Origin of the sequence: Flavobacterium sp. 102, assembly GCF_003634615.1 — a bacterium.
GTDB lineage: Bacteria > Bacteroidota > Bacteroidia > Flavobacteriales > Flavobacteriaceae > Flavobacterium.
The window spans coordinates 3423289-3437399 of sequence record NZ_RBKX01000001.1 but is presented as its reverse complement, the minus strand read 5'-3'; the positions used below and the strand labels follow the sequence as shown (position 1 = coordinate 3437399).

At 33.8% G+C, this 14111-nt stretch carries 17 protein-coding genes; all 17 read right to left on the bottom strand.

The genetic code is table 11. From position 1 onward, the window contains the following. The 17 genes from C8C84_RS15200 to C8C84_RS15115 all read right to left on the bottom strand — a co-directional run bounded on the left by C8C84_RS15200 (position 1) and on the right by C8C84_RS15115 (position 14061). On the bottom strand, positions 1-1254 hold the full coding sequence (locus C8C84_RS15200; protein WP_121314453.1) for a TolC family protein: 1254 nt from the start codon (positions 1252-1254) through the stop codon (positions 1-3). Continuing rightward, positions 1241-3178 carry an efflux RND transporter permease subunit gene (locus C8C84_RS17260; RefSeq protein ID WP_121314452.1) on the bottom strand — a complete coding sequence of 646 codons (1938 nt, stop codon included), beginning with the start codon at positions 3176-3178 and terminating at the stop codon, positions 1241-1243. Before C8C84_RS17260 ends, C8C84_RS15200 begins: the two co-directional genes overlap by 14 nt. Before the next feature lie 11 nt (positions 3179-3189). Beyond that, positions 3190-4470, bottom strand: coding sequence for an efflux RND transporter permease subunit (locus tag C8C84_RS17255; protein WP_121314451.1), 1281 nt, complete (start codon positions 4468-4470; stop codon positions 3190-3192). 5 nt (positions 4471-4475) lie between these two features. Further along, complete coding sequence (locus C8C84_RS15185) at positions 4476-4946, bottom strand: heme-binding domain-containing protein (RefSeq protein WP_121314450.1); 471 nt, start codon at positions 4944-4946, stop codon at positions 4476-4478. Between the two features lie 3 nt (positions 4947-4949). Further along, positions 4950-5648, bottom strand: coding sequence for a DUF3347 domain-containing protein (locus C8C84_RS15180; RefSeq protein ID WP_121314449.1), 699 nt, complete (start codon positions 5646-5648; stop codon positions 4950-4952). Positions 5649-5682: 34 nt separating this feature from the next. Then, positions 5683-6153: a hypothetical protein gene (locus tag C8C84_RS15175; RefSeq protein ID WP_121314448.1), complete on the bottom strand. Its 471-nt coding sequence runs from the start codon at positions 6151-6153 to the stop codon at positions 5683-5685. Between the two features lie 43 nt (positions 6154-6196). Next, complete coding sequence (locus C8C84_RS15170; protein WP_121314447.1) at positions 6197-6847, bottom strand: class I SAM-dependent methyltransferase; 651 nt, start codon at positions 6845-6847, stop codon at positions 6197-6199. Positions 6848-6854: 7 nt separating this feature from the next. Then, positions 6855-7664 carry a hypothetical protein gene (locus tag C8C84_RS15165; RefSeq protein WP_121314446.1) on the bottom strand — a complete coding sequence of 270 codons (810 nt, stop codon included), beginning with the start codon at positions 7662-7664 and terminating at the stop codon, positions 6855-6857. Beyond that, positions 7664-8161, bottom strand: a complete 498-nt coding sequence (locus C8C84_RS15160; protein WP_121314445.1) for a heavy-metal-associated domain-containing protein — start codon at positions 8159-8161, stop codon at positions 7664-7666. The genes C8C84_RS15165 and C8C84_RS15160 overlap by 1 nt, the downstream gene beginning before the upstream one ends. Before the next feature lie 4 nt (positions 8162-8165). Next, positions 8166-8633 carry a TlpA disulfide reductase family protein gene (locus tag C8C84_RS15155; RefSeq protein WP_199717184.1) on the bottom strand — a complete coding sequence of 156 codons (468 nt, stop codon included), beginning with the start codon at positions 8631-8633 and terminating at the stop codon, positions 8166-8168. A gap of 74 nt (positions 8634-8707) precedes the next feature. After that, on the bottom strand, positions 8708-9760 hold the full coding sequence (locus tag C8C84_RS15150; protein ID WP_121314443.1) for a YncE family protein: 1053 nt from the start codon (positions 9758-9760) through the stop codon (positions 8708-8710). Positions 9761-9777: 17 nt separating this feature from the next. After that, a complete protein-coding gene (locus C8C84_RS15145; protein ID WP_121314442.1) occupies positions 9778-10647 on the bottom strand; it encodes a DUF3347 domain-containing protein in 870 nt (289 codons plus the stop codon). 194 nt (positions 10648-10841) lie between these two features. Further along, entirely contained in the window at positions 10842-11222 is a 381-nt protein-coding gene (locus C8C84_RS17020) for a hypothetical protein (RefSeq protein ID WP_147406876.1), read from the bottom strand. 95 nt (positions 11223-11317) lie between these two features. Then, positions 11318-11965, bottom strand: coding sequence for a hypothetical protein (locus tag C8C84_RS15135; RefSeq protein WP_121314440.1), 648 nt, complete (start codon positions 11963-11965; stop codon positions 11318-11320). Positions 11966-11980: 15 nt separating this feature from the next. Further along, positions 11981-12601, bottom strand: coding sequence for an ATPase (locus C8C84_RS15130; RefSeq protein ID WP_121315092.1), 621 nt, complete (start codon positions 12599-12601; stop codon positions 11981-11983). A gap of 290 nt (positions 12602-12891) precedes the next feature. After that, positions 12892-13758 (bottom strand): transcriptional regulator, encoded by an 867-nt coding sequence (locus C8C84_RS15120; RefSeq protein ID WP_121314438.1) that lies wholly within the window; start codon positions 13756-13758, stop codon positions 12892-12894. 9 nt (positions 13759-13767) lie between these two features. Further along, positions 13768-14061, bottom strand: a complete 294-nt coding sequence (locus C8C84_RS15115) for a helix-turn-helix domain-containing protein (RefSeq protein WP_121314437.1) — start codon at positions 14059-14061, stop codon at positions 13768-13770. Positions 14062-14111 lie beyond the last annotated feature (50 nt).

The following is a 14111-nucleotide window of genomic DNA, read 5'->3' as shown; positions in this document are numbered from 1 at the left end:
TTATTTGGTTTCTAATTGTTTTTCAATTTCTACTTGTGCTGCCAATATACTTTGCAATTTATCTAAAGCATCAATTTGAGCCATATTTAATGCTTCCCAAGCATCGAGAGTGGCAAATAAATCACCAGTATTATTTTGCCAAGCCAAAATTGCAGTTTCATAATTTTTTTTCAAGGCAGGAATGATGCTTTTTTGTGCAACCTCGTATTGCTTTTTTAAAGCGGTCAATTCATTGTTCATACCCGAAATCATTCCTGTGGCTTCATTCAAAATCATTTGCTTTTGCCAGTTCAAACTTTCATTTTTAATTTGAAAACTGTCGATATTGGCTTTATTCATTTTAGTTGACCAAGGCATTGGAATGGTAATCATTCCCATCAAGGAAAATTGTTGGGGTTGTTCTCCAAAAGCAAACATATGATCGTATTTTATACCAAACTCGGGCAATAACTTTGTTTTTTCGGCTACAATTTTGAGCTGATTTATTTCCATCGTTTTTTCGATGGCTTTCACATCGCTTCGGTTTTTAGAAAGAGAAGTTGTATCTGATATGGCCAAATTAAAATCTTTTATTTCGTAAGTTTCATCAATTTCAAATTTGGTGTTTTTATCTCTTGCCATCAAGGTGTTTAGCATAATTCGCTTTAAGGAAATGTCATTTTGCAACATTAGAATCATACTTTCTAATGCGCTGTATTGCGATTTTGCTTTGTAATAAGTAGGCAATTTATCCATATTATACTGGTAGCGTATTTCCATACTTTTAATCATATAATCTAAAAGCAACAAATTATCATCGGCTATTTTTATTTTTTTATTTAAAACCAACCATTGATAATAATTTGTTTTTGCCAATGCTTTCAATTGATTAACTGTATAGTTTTTGTTTTCTTTTTCAACAGATGACATTGCATTCATAAGATTAAAATCAGCTTTTAACTTGGATGCATTGGGTATCATTTGCGTAACACCCAACATATAGTTTCCCATACCAGGGTTCATTTCATTTGCTTTCCACATTTTGGTATTGTAGGGCGTCATAAAAAAACCTGTTTCCACTTGAGGAGGCATCCAGCTTTTGGCTCCTTTTGCCGCCGCATCCATACTTTGAATTTCGGCATCATACATTTTCAATTGTGGATTATTTGTTTTGATGGTATTCAATACATTATCCAAGGAAAGTGTTTGGGCTGCTAAATTGCTAGCGCTTAAAATCAAACAACTTATGGCTATATAAAATTTATTCTTTAACATCTATAAGTTCTATTTTACCTTTTGTTCTTAATTCTCGAAGTTTTACCATCTCAAAAACAATCGGTGTTACTAATAATACATAAATCGTGGAGGTAATGGTGCCTCCAATTAGTGGGACAGTGATGGGAAGCATTATATCTGATCCTGTTCCTGTTGCCCAAAGAATGGGGATTAGTCCAAATAATGAAACTGAAACAGTCATCAATTTTGGTCTTAACCTTTTGGCTGAACCATCAATAATATATTGTTTCAATATTTCTTCGGTTATGGTTTCCTTCGTGTTTCCGTACTTTTCTACCATTTTATTCATTGCTTCATTCAAATAGATGGTCATTAACATTGCCGTTTCGATTGCCATTCCAAACAGTGCAATAAAGCCAACGGCAACAGCAACGGATAAATTAATTCCATAAAAATAAACCATAAAAATCCCTCCAATTAGAGCAAAGGGTACTGTAATCATTGTGATTAACGCCTCTTTCATTGAATGATACGTAAAATATAAAACTAGAAATATTATGACCACAACAATGGGTAATATTAAACTTAAAGTTTTATTGGCACGGATTTGATTTTCCCATTGTCCGCTCCATTCCACATAATATCCTTTTGGCATTTTAGTCATCATTGCATTGAGTTTCTTCTGCGCTTCTTTTACAGTACTTCCTAAATCACGTTCCCGAACGTTGAACAATACAGTGCCACGAAGCATTGCATTTTCGCTATTTATCATTGGAGGACCGTCACTTATTTTTACATTAGCTACAGTTTCTAATGGTATTGGACCAAAATCCATTGTTTGCACCTGTAGTTTTTTTAAGGCTTCAATGCTGTTACGGTATTCTTGTGCATAACGGGCATTTACAGAAAAACGCTGTCTTCCCTCGATAGTCGTGGTTAGTTTCATACCTCCAATTGAAGCTTCAACTACGTTATTTATATCGTCTATGGTCAATCCATATCTGCCAATAACCTCTCTTTTTGCTTCAATGTCAATATATTTTCCTCCTGTTATGGGTTCCGCATACAAATCTTTAACTCCAGAAGTTCCTTCCAATGTCTTTTTAATTTTTTGAGCCAAAACATTGATGGTGTCTAAACTTGCTCCGTAGATTTTGATTCCTACATCAGTTCTGATACCAGTTGAAAGCATATTGATACGGTTGATGATGGGTTGCGTAAAACCATTGGTCACACCAGGGATTTGCAGTTTGTTGTTTATTTCCGTGATAATATCATTCTTGGTTTTGTCTTCTCGCCATTCTGCTTGAGGTTTTAGCAAAATAATGGTTTCAACCATACTTATTGGACTGTTATCGGTTGCCGTATTTGCCCTGCCTGCTTTTCCCAACACGTGAGCCACTTCGGGAATTGATTTTATCAATTTGTCTTGAACTTGAAGAATTCTCTTTACTTCGGAGTTGGATACATCGGGCAAGGTTACTGGCATAAACAGTACGGATCCTTCATCTAAAGGAGGCATAAATTCTGAACCTAAACGAGTAAACATTAATACGCCAATCAGCAAGGCAATGATGTTGATGCCCAATACTGTTTTTCTCCATTTTAAACAAAAAATTAAAATGGGGGTGTAAATGCTTTCCAATTTTTTATTAATTGGGTTCTTGTCTTCTGGGCGAAGTTTTCCTTTTAGTAAAAAACTAATTAGCACAGGTGTAAGTGTAATGGCTAAAAAAGCATCAACTATCAGTATAAACGATTTTGTCCAAGCTAGTGGCCCAAATAACTTGCCTTCCATCCCCGTGAGAAGAAATACAGGCAAAAAGGATGTAATTACAATTATTGTTGAGTAGAAAACACCTGGGCCTACTAATTTGGAAGAGCTTTCTATAAGCTTCAACTTATCTTCAGAAGACAACGGATCGTTTTCTTTTTTGAATATATTTTTAATTTTATTTTTCATCTTATTTCCAATTACTGATTATTGTCCATTTCTTCCTGTTTCTCCGAAATTGTCCTGTATGCATTCTCTACCATTACGATACCATCATCAACGACAACACCAATTGCCAGAGCAATCCCCGTTAGTGACATAATGTTTGAAGAAATACCAAATGCTTCGAGTAAAATAAAGCCAATAGCCACAGATATTGGTAATTGAATGAGTATAATTAAAGCGCTTCGCCAATGAAAAAGAAAAAGTAGTACAACAATTGAAACGACAATCATTTCTTCTATTAAAGTGCCTTTAACAGATGCGATTGCTTTTTCTATTAATTCACTTCGGTCATAAGACGTTTTAAAAGTAACACCTTCAGGTAATCCTTTTTCGACTTCTTTCATTTTCTCTTTTACTGCCGTGATTACTTTGTCAGCATTTTCACCATAACGCATTACCACAATTCCGCCAACAACTTCACCATTGCCATTTTCATCAAAAATACCTAGTCTCAAATCGCCACCCATTTGTATTGAACCAATATCTTTAACTTTTACCGGAACGGAATTATAGTTTTTAATAGCAATGTCTTCTACATCTTTTATGTTTTTGATGTAGCCCAAGCCTCTAACGATATAGGACATATTGCTCATTTCAAATTTTCTTCCTCCAACGTCATTATTATTTGTTTTGACAGCATTCATTACTTCCATCATACTGACGTTGTAGTATTGCATTTTCAATGGATCTAAAACTAATTGATATTGCTTTTCAAATCCACCAAAGGAAGCCACTTCGGCAACTCCCGGAACGGTTTGCAAGGCAAATTTCACGTACCAATCTTGCAAGGCTCTTTGTTCTCCCAAGTCCATACCTTTCGCATTTAAATGATACCAAAAAACGTGACCCACACCTGTGCCATCAGGACCCAAGGTTGGTACTACATTTTGTGGTAATAATCGTTGTGCATAATTTAATCTTTCTAGAACCCGAGTTCTTGCCCAATATATATCGACATCATCTTCAAAAATGATGTAGACAAAGCTCATCCCAAACATCGAAGCACCCCGAATATTTTTGACTTTTGGAATGCCTTGTAAATTGGAAACCAGCGGATAAGTAACCTGCGCTTCTATAACCTGTGGACTTCTTCCCATCCACTCCGTAAAAACAATCACTTGATTTTCGGATAAATCAGGAATGGCGTCAATGGGGTTTTGTTGAACGCTGTAAACACCCCAAGCAAATAAGCAAGCTGAAACCAGCAAGACAATTGCTCGATTTCGTAGCGAGAATGTTATTAATTTTTCTACCATTATTTTTAATTTTGTAATGAAATACTATCTTTTGTTTTATTTATCCAATCCAATACTTCTTTTTTTTGGGAGGCTGTAAGGATTGCTTTTTTATGGATTAAAGTATAAGAACTCAAAGGCATTTCGTTTGATTCGATTTGTTTTGCAATTCTTTCTAATTTATTATTTTGCTTTCGGCTACTATAATTTCCCCATTCATTAAAATTTAAATTTTCTTTTCCTGTTGCAATATGACTTTCCATAAAAAAACGAGCGGGTTGAATGTAAGAGTACCAAGGATAATTGGTGTTGTTACTGTGGCAATCATAGCAGGATGCCTGGATTAACTTTGAAATATTATTTGGGGCATTAGTTGTGATAAGAAAATCATTTGTATAATCCTGCCTCGGATTTTGATTTAGGGCAGGCTGATAGAATTGTATTGCTATCAATACCAAAAAAAGTGCTATTCCTACTTTTTTTAATTTCCTTTTCATGTTTTATAATGTTTTTTTCAAACTACCACAAGTAAGCATCTGTGAGCCATAGAAAGGATTTTTTATTTCTTTGGTTTCGCTAATCCAAATAGCGCCTTTACCATCATTATACATTGGGCAATGGTCTTGATATAATTTTTGTTTGGTTCCAAACATTTTAATTAAATCGTTGATGTCTTTACTAAGTGTGGCAAAATGTTCTCTTTGATGGTCTATTTTCCCGGCGTTGTCACCTATATGTTCTGCGTGCTCTTTTGCATCATCAGCAATGTCTAAATATTCCTTTTTTTGTTTTGCATCTAATGTTTTTGTATCAAATCTTTCAAATGATGCTAATAGTACTTTTCCTTTATCTGCTGCACCTTTACTGTCATCATTTACTAATCTGTTTTTAAGATTTATATAGCTAATAATAATATCTGTTGTATAGTCTGCTTGAGTTACTGTAGTGACATCGGTTTTTGTTTCGGTTGATTTTACATCTTCCATCTTTTTTGATGTAACCGGTTCTGTTAATTCCATACCACATTTGGAGCATTTTTCTCCTTTTTTTCCTGTTACTTCCGGGTGCATTGGACAGGCAAATAACTCGCTTGAATTGGCTGAAGCTTCTGTAGTGTTGTTTTCTGTTTCTTTTGTTTTAGTATTACAAGAAACTAATAAAGAGACTGCTAAAATAGCTGTTAAAATGAGTGCTTTCATGATTTTAAAATTTTAAGTTAATGTTAAATATTTTTTATTTGTAACTGTGTTCTGTGCCTTGTTCGTGGTAATGTTTAATTATTTCTTTAGGTAAAACTTCAAGCTTTGTTTCTTTAGAAAATACAGTTGAGATTGATTTTCCTTTGATTTTAAAAGTTAAATAAATGTCAGTGTAAGCATATGCATTTATTTCATTTACGGTGAAAGCATCAGTATCTACATTTGTCAGTTCTACTTTTTTTGATTTTCCATCGGCAAATAGTAGTGTAGCTGTTCCTGTTATTTCAGAATTGTTTATAGGCTTCAATTTTTCATCTAGAAAGAAAAAATACACTTTGTTATCTCTTATTAAAGTTTCTATATAATAGTTTTTGACTTTTTTGATGATTCCATTATGTGGACCATTTGAATTATATCCCTTTTGTGCAAATAGATTTATTGTTGGGATAATCGCAATTAGTATTGCAATTAGTATTGGATTACTTTTTTTTACCATTTTATTCATTGTTCTATGCTTTAGAGTTATTTATAAATAAATAGATTGAAATTTAATTTTTGTAAGCTTTGTAATATGAATAAGTTCCTATTGAGGTATTGATATAGCTTATTTCTTCAACATTTTTAAATCCTGCATCAGTAATGTATTTTGTCATTAATCCGTTCACGTTATCAGTGGTAGTTTTGAAACCATCTAATAATTGAACTAAGTAAAAGGATAGTCTCATCCATTTTGTTTTTGCTTTACCCCAATCTCCAATGATTACTTCTCCATTTGGTTTTAATATCCTATTAATCTCTAATAAACATTTCAACTTTGTAATCATGTCTAACTGATGAAAAACAAGAGAACTATAAACCTTGTCAAATGAATCATCTTCAAATGGTAACTTATTTCCATCATACAAAAAAAGCGGTACTTGAATTCCTGCCTTATTTAATTTATATTCAGCTATTGACTTAATCTTTGGGTCGATGTCAACTCCTAGTACATTACAATTAGGAAAACGTTGTTTGAGTATGATAATGTTTTGGGCCGTTCCGAAACCAAACTCTACTATTTTTTCATTCTCTTTTGGGTCTACAAAATCAATTAATCTGTTTCTGAACTTTTTTTCAGGCATTGTTACTTTTATAGCTAAATCATAGTAATCGCTTAAAAAATCATAACCTAATGCAGGGATAAATTTTGTTTTACTCATCTTGGTTTTATTTTTTTAAATTGAAAAAAGTATAATATAAATTGAAGTAAAAACCATTTGGAGCAGAGCGTACCATTGAACTCAAAAGCTCTTGTCGGTAAGCAAAGTCCAATCGTGCCTGACTGTTGAAAATGAATTGTATTGCAGGAACAACGTCTAGATACGACTTACCATTTTCATTAATGGTTTGCCCGACAAATTCAACCATAAGGTTGATGTTTGTCTGCTTGTAACTGGTGTATTTTTTTGGATACATTAGTTTACCGAATGATAAGGTATAATTTGTAGCATTGTCGCCCATATTATCAGGAAACGGATAATCAGGCTTGTTGTCAAAGGCTTTCTCAAAGCTTATGGACGAACTAATTGCCAGTTTTTTAATCAACTTAGTGGCTACAAATCCTCCTTCGAAACCTGTGTTGTGTCCTAATATTTCTATTTGCTCTTGGTGAATGTCAGCGTTGTTGAAACTATATCTTCCAAATGCAGCCATTCTGAAATGACTGTTCAGATCATCTGATGAATAGAAACGATACTTAGTATAAAAACTACCTCCTTCGGTAACTAGTTGATTGCTTCTATTACTTATAAAAGCAGAAGCTCGAAACATTATGTTTTTGTTTAGACCATAAGTCACTTCGGGCATAAAATGGTAATTGTAGCCTGATTTCATTTCCTCTTTAAAAAGAGACTGCATTACATTGACTGCTAACGAATTTGCAGGAACATTACTGGCCGGATCCGTTACTACAAATAACTCTTGGCTAAAAACATCTTGACAACTTACAGCAATAAAAAATAAAATTATCTTTCTCATTAATTTAGAATTTTAATGTGGAAATCATCTTCATTGATTGCAGCATACGTTTCGACATTCTTATATGATTTGGATAATTTTTTGAACTCCTTTTCAGTTACATAGCCTTTGTCAACTACTTGAAATTGTATTTCCGTTCCGTTTGTTGCTATGTCATTAACCAAAATATAAGGACTTTTAGTTATGGTTTCAGGTTTTGCTGTTATCACTAATGTGCCTATAAAAAAGCCAGCTTTTTCCACTTTCTCCTTAAAAACTTTTGGGCTTAAATTATTTCCTTCTGTTAACGTTACTGTAAACGTATTGGTATTTAAGTCAGTTTCAACATTAACTACTTCAGGTAATGTTTTTAGCTGTTTGTTTATAGCATTTGAGCACATAGAACAAGTTAAACCAGTGGCCCTAATTTCGGCTTTTACGATTTGGGCATTACCTTTTATTGAGAACATCAAAACAATTGATGCTACTATTAGATATGTTTTATTAATTTTCTTCATTTTACTATTTTATTAATTTTACTATTTCTTCTTCTGTTGGATTTTTTGCAATTAGTATACCTTCAGGATTAAACAAGTATTTTGATGGTAATTCATCTACTCCAAAAACTATTGCAGTATTAGCATCAAAACCTTTTGAGTCTATCAATTGAGTGAACTTAATTTTATCTTTTTCAATAGCTTTAAGCCATTTACTTGTGTCTGTATCGATTGATATTCCTATTATTTCAATTTTGGCTGTATCTATGTCATTATGGAGTTTTACTAACTTCTTATTGCCTAATCTACAAGGCGCGCACCAAGATGCCCAAAAATCGATAAGTACATATTTGCCTTTGAATGATGAGGTGTTTACATCACTGTTGCTACTACTTTTTAGTATAAGTGATGGTATTGTATCACCAACCTTAATTTGGGCTTTTATTGAAAATGAGTACAATATGAGTACTGTCATATAAAAAAATATTTTCATTTACATCGATTTAGTATTACTTTTTGTTGTAAGACTAAGTCCAATGCTACCATCAGACTTAGTTTTATAAAGTTTTACATTTTTATAACAATACCATTTGGTTTATTTCCCACGTTAATTGTTTTGGTCACCGTATGGTTAGTAGTATTGACAACTGAAACTGTATTTGCCGTTTGATTTGTCACATAGGCAGTGTTACCGTCTGTTGTGAAAGCAATTGCGTGAGCACCAGCACCTGTGTTAAGTGAACTTCCATGCATCCACATATTCATTCCTGCATCCCAAGTCCAATAATGTACTTTTCCATTCATTGGGTCAGAAACCCATAGTTCATTTTTAGGACCATTATATGATGCTATTCCCGGCATGAAACCTAAAGTAATTGTTTCATCTACTGAGTTTGTAGCTACGTCAATAACAGAAATAGTTTGTCCATCTTCATTGTCTACATACATTTTATTATTACTTCCTGTCCAAGCACCTACTGGATTGTCACCAACAGTAATAGTTGTGATTATAGCTTTTGTGCTGGCGTCAATAACTGTAATACTATCATCATCACCATTTGCGACATAAGCTTTGGTACCATCGGAAGAGAATGTTAATTCAGCTGCCATCATTCCAACATTAATTGTATTTAATAACGCATTCGTAGTAGCATCATATACCAGAACTTTGCTATTCATTTCATCCATTTGAGGTACCCAAATTTCATTTCCGTTAGGAGAATAGATTGAATTGTGGTTCATTAAAGGAAGATTGATGTTTTTTATAATTGAACCATTCATAGCATCGATAACCAATAGTTTTCCTGTCATTCCTGCGGTCATTAATCCTGAATGCCCAGCGCTTAAGTCCATACCAGGTACTCCAATTGCTAAATGATTTTGATGTGATGAGATATGGTGTGGCCACATAATCATATCCGAACCTGTTCCCATTAATTCTATTGTCTCAGTTACTTCATTAGTACTTAACTTGACTACTGAAACTGTGGCATCTTCACCGTTTACAATATATGCCGCAGGGTAATCGACATTTACCGTATCCATATTGTCATCGTTGTTATTACAAGATGTTAAAAATATTGCTCCAACTAATGAAGCTATCATTGATAAATTTTTCATATTTAATTTTTTTTAGATTATTTAATCGTCTCTACTGTTTTTCCACAGCTTAACATCATTGATCCATAATATGGATTTTTAACTGCATTTTCTTTGCTCAACCAATTGGCACCTTTACCATCGTTGTACATTGGACAGAATTGAAAATATACCGGCGTTTCATATTTTACAGCTTTGATTAGTGTGTACATGTCTTTGGATAAAGAGGTAAAGTGATCGCGTTGGTGCTTTATGTCTTTAGTATCTGAGATATGCTCTGCATCTTCTTTTAGCTGATCTACAACTTTCATCCACACCATGTGAGCGTCCATTTCAATCTTGTCCATTTTTACAGTATTGATTGCTGTCAAAAGTTCTTTTGAAGCCAATGCTGTTTTAGTTCCATCAGAACTAATAAGAGCATCTTTTAACAAGAAGTAATTATCGAAAATTACTTTCAATTGATTATCCTTTTGAACCTCGGTTGTGATCATTTCAGAATGGTTGTGATTAGAATGGTCTTCGCTACTAGCAGTAGTTTTGTTGTCTTCTTTTACAGGTACTTTTGCCACTCTGTCGTATTGACAACAACCGTGTAGGTTATTATACACATCATCAGGAGCAAGGAATTTATCACTATCGTAACCGACCAATGCAATTCTTTTTAGTATTTCGTCTTGATTTGTTACACTTGTATCATAAGTTAATGTTGCCATTTGGGTTTCTTGGTTCCAATCTACTTTGGCAATTTTTTTAATACTTCCTGTTTTTTCGATGGTAGTTTTGCACATTCCACAGTTTCCATAGACTTTAACTGTTTCGGTTTTTGCATTTTTTATTTGTGCGTTGATAGAAGTTGATAGCAACATTACAGCTGCTACCATTATTTTTATAAATGAACTTTTCATTTTTAAATAATGTTTAAGTAATCAAAGTGGTTTACCTTGATTGATTGATAAAATAAATTTGAATAAATAACAGTTGTTAAAGAAATGGTATTGCAACCCAAATAATGGTGTAGCAAAAGACATTCTAAAACTGTTGTAAATTGAATAGCAAAACGCTATGAATTTGACACACTTATGGCTGTCAAAAAAGGAATCTAGCTTATTTTAGGTATTAGCCAAATGGAATAAAAGCCATCAGAAATTGATGGAGAGGAATATGAAAATTTAACTTTCTCGTTTGAAAAAAAGTTAAATGTGCTGTTTTGAAAAATAATCTCAGAGAATAGATTTAGAGGCGCTGTAGGACAAGTTGAAGAACAACCACATTCTGAATGTCCACATTTTCCTCCACAACCTTTATTATCATTTTTTTTAGAATTATCGTCTTTGCTACAACAACTCTTTTTTTCTGTTTTGTTTGATGATGCTTCTTTTTTACAAGAGTGCTTTTCGCTACCACTACCACAAGCAATAGCATCATTAGGCATAAGGAATATGCCTAATAAAACTAAAAATATAAAGTGGTATCTTCTCATTTGAAAAATTATCAGCACAAATATAACCAAATGTAATCAAAATTAAATTAAAAATTTGTTAAAGCGATATAGTCTTTTAACAATTATTCAAAAACCTATTGTTTACTTATTCTTTTAGCATTTATTTCGTCAAGATAATATTGCAAATCGTATAGGTAAATTAATTCGTCATTTTCCTGTTCCGGCATTTGTGCTAACTGGACAAAATTGATATTTTCAGCCATTAATTTTTCGCCGAGTAAATCCTGCAACATAATATTTATAAGAACGGGCAAATTTTTATTGTGTGAATAGATGGTAAAATTCTTTAGGTAAACGATCATATCTATTTTTTTCTCCCCGTCATATTCAAACGGGATGAATTTGAGCTCACTTGTTTTTAGAGTTATGTCATTAAAAATGTATGGTTCATCTATTCCGGCTTCCATATCATCAATATCCTGTCGCGGCTGAATTAGTGCGGTAAATTTCCAATCCCATAATCTGGGAGCGGTTTTTTCTAATTCAATAACCATATTGAAAAGTTCCTGTTGTCCACTTGCGGATATTATCAGCTGCGTCTTTTTTTTCTTCACTTTAGGAAATACAATTATATATTCGAGTCCAGGGAAATAGAATTGTAAGTGCCAATCCAGCCAAAATAAATAGTGCTTTTGTTCTTTATTGCTTAAATTCATAAGGTTCTTTAATTTGTTCTTGTGTTTGAGGAACCATGTCCAAAAGTGGGTTGTCTTGTTTTTCATTGCTTTAATATTTAATTAGCGTTTGTCTTTTGTGTTTTTGTCGTAGGCAATCAGGTTCATCATCTCGCGAAGACGACTTCTAACCCTAATACCGTAATGCTGTTCGATTTCGGAGGCCGAAAGATTTGTCGTAATGTGTGTTGGAATTCTTTTTGCGATAAATATGTCGTAACGGCTTAAAAAGACTTCAGCCATTACATTGCATTCATTCCCGTAATATTTTAGATTATTTTCTACCCCTAGGTCATCGAAGCAGTAAATTTTTGGTTCAGATATATAAAGCTTACCATTAGCATAACGGTGAATTACTTCGTAACCATCCTTAATGAATTCAAAGCTTACATCCCGGCAAGCCTTAACCGAAAATTTATGAGGCACCAAAGTTAAGTATTTCATGATGCTGATCAATGAAGTTTTACCACAACCGACCGGACCGGAAAGTATGATTCCTTTATTCAAATCTAAATTGTAGCGGAAGCATGTTTGTTCGTCCTTCAGGAAATAGGCAATTAGACGGTAAATAACGGAATGGTCGCTTTCTGGGATATAGAAATGGCTGCCATAAAGTTCAACGCCTTTCTTCTCAATCCAAGTTATCACTTCTTGATAGTTGTAATGGTTTTTTATTTCGTCCATATGGTTAATCTTGGTAAAACATTTTTTAATCTCTTTTCTTTTGGCTTGACCCAAAAGAAACAAAAGGTCAAGGCTCGATTTTCTTTTCCTTGATTTCCACAATCCCAGCTACTCCCGCAGCGACCCAAGCCGTTCGCCATAAAGGCTCAACTCGTGGGTCGCCTTCCATCCGCCAACGCAGCCGTGATTGGAAAATCGTACGGAAAAGAAAATAGGCCCTTACTAAAAGGAAGTGTTTATTTTCTTTTTGCTCCGCTTTGCTCTGCAAAACCCTTCTGACAACTGATGTTTTACAAAGGCTCGGAATAGTCTTTTCCTGCTGAGGTGTCGAGTTGTTTTGTCCTGTCTGTTCGTTCATTGGTGATGAATTTTGGAGCGTTTAACATCCAGTTATTGGCAGCGGCCTGCCAGTCGGCCATTGGTGTTTTGCCGCCAACAAGCCAACCAATGCTTTTGAAATAATTAAAAAACTTATTGGCTTCGGTTTCGGGAAAATGTTGATGACCAAAATATTCGAGTACTTCTTCAAGATTCGGCGGTTCTAAATCTACCTGACTGCCACTGGCAGTCCTCCTCTTAATCTCAAATGTCTTTTCTTTTTTTGCGGAACTTTTTTCTTTTGGATTGTTCGTCTCATTTTTAAAAACAAATTGTTCTTCTTCAATTTTTTTTGCTTGCTCGCCCAAGTTTACACTGTTTGAATTGTTTAAATCGTTTATTTTGTTTGTATTGTTTATATAAGGTACTACGACTTGTTCATCAACTTGTTCAGTACTTGTTGCATTGCTTGTCTGTAACTTGTTTAGAACTTGTTCATCGACAGGTTTAAAATTTGAACTGGCACTTTTTGGTAATGGCTTTAAATCATCGGAAAAATTGAATAAAAAAACATGGCTGCCCTTGAAGGGATTGTATGAGGGCTCGTATTTGATATAACCTTGTGAATGCAATGCTTTAAGGCATTTGTGATAAGTTGCTTTTGAACTAATCTTGCTAATTCTCATTACTTCATCACGGGAAATGCTAATCGGGTTTCTAAACCGGTTGTAATTCCAGAATTGAAACAATGACATGTATAGACTTACATGTGTTGGATTCAACATTCTATCATTGGCTACTTTATCAAAAAAACCGGTAAGGTGTTTAATGTAATTCATGATTTAGAATTACTTTGAGTTGAACAAGGTTCTTTCGGAGCTTACTTTATTCTCATCGAGTAATTTTTCGATATCCTTTTGTGCATAGTAGATAATGCCTCCAATTTTAGTGTATGACAAGGTTTTGTTAATGCGCAAAGTTTGTAATGTTCCCGGAGAGATATTGAGTAGTTTGCGTACCTCTTTTGATTTTAACCATTGTTTGGTCTGTTCGGTTTTGCCTTGGAGAATTTCTCTAATGTCATTTAAAAGTAATGTGCGGAAATCGTTTAGGTCTTCCTTGGTAAGAATTTCAACTGCCATAATTTATGTTTTACATTGTTATGGCACAAAATTGTGTGATTTGGAAATTT

Coding starts and splice junctions, on each gene's coding strand:
- C8C84_RS15200 (WP_121314453.1), bottom strand. CDS start 1,254: ATGTTAAAGAATAAATTTTATATAGCCATAAGTTGTTTGATTTTAAGC.
- C8C84_RS17260 (WP_121314452.1), bottom strand. CDS start 3,178: ATGAAAAATAAAATTAAAAATATATTCAAAAAAGAAAACGATCCGTTG.
- C8C84_RS17255 (WP_121314451.1), bottom strand. CDS start 4,470: ATGGTAGAAAAATTAATAACATTCTCGCTACGAAATCGAGCAATTGTC.
- C8C84_RS15185 (WP_121314450.1), bottom strand. CDS start 4,946: ATGAAAAGGAAATTAAAAAAAGTAGGAATAGCACTTTTTTTGGTATTG.
- C8C84_RS15180 (WP_121314449.1), bottom strand. CDS start 5,648: ATGAAAGCACTCATTTTAACAGCTATTTTAGCAGTCTCTTTATTAGTT.
- C8C84_RS15175 (WP_121314448.1), bottom strand. CDS start 6,153: ATGAATAAAATGGTAAAAAAAAGTAATCCAATACTAATTGCAATACTA.
- C8C84_RS15170 (WP_121314447.1), bottom strand. CDS start 6,847: ATGAGTAAAACAAAATTTATCCCTGCATTAGGTTATGATTTTTTAAGC.
- C8C84_RS15165 (WP_121314446.1), bottom strand. CDS start 7,664: ATGAGAAAGATAATTTTATTTTTTATTGCTGTAAGTTGTCAAGATGTT.
- C8C84_RS15160 (WP_121314445.1), bottom strand. CDS start 8,161: ATGAAGAAAATTAATAAAACATATCTAATAGTAGCATCAATTGTTTTG.
- C8C84_RS15155 (WP_199717184.1), bottom strand. CDS start 8,633: ATGAAAATATTTTTTTATATGACAGTACTCATATTGTACTCATTTTCA.
- C8C84_RS15150 (WP_121314443.1), bottom strand. CDS start 9,760: ATGAAAAATTTATCAATGATAGCTTCATTAGTTGGAGCAATATTTTTA.
- C8C84_RS15145 (WP_121314442.1), bottom strand. CDS start 10,647: ATGAAAAGTTCATTTATAAAAATAATGGTAGCAGCTGTAATGTTGCTA.
- C8C84_RS17020 (WP_147406876.1), bottom strand. CDS start 11,222: ATGAGAAGATACCACTTTATATTTTTAGTTTTATTAGGCATATTCCTT.
- C8C84_RS15135 (WP_121314440.1), bottom strand. CDS start 11,965: ATGAAAAACAAGACAACCCACTTTTGGACATGGTTCCTCAAACACAAG.
- C8C84_RS15130 (WP_121315092.1), bottom strand. CDS start 12,601: ATGGACGAAATAAAAAACCATTACAACTATCAAGAAGTGATAACTTGG.
- C8C84_RS15120 (WP_121314438.1), bottom strand. CDS start 13,758: ATGAATTACATTAAACACCTTACCGGTTTTTTTGATAAAGTAGCCAAT.
- C8C84_RS15115 (WP_121314437.1), bottom strand. CDS start 14,061: ATGGCAGTTGAAATTCTTACCAAGGAAGACCTAAACGATTTCCGCACA.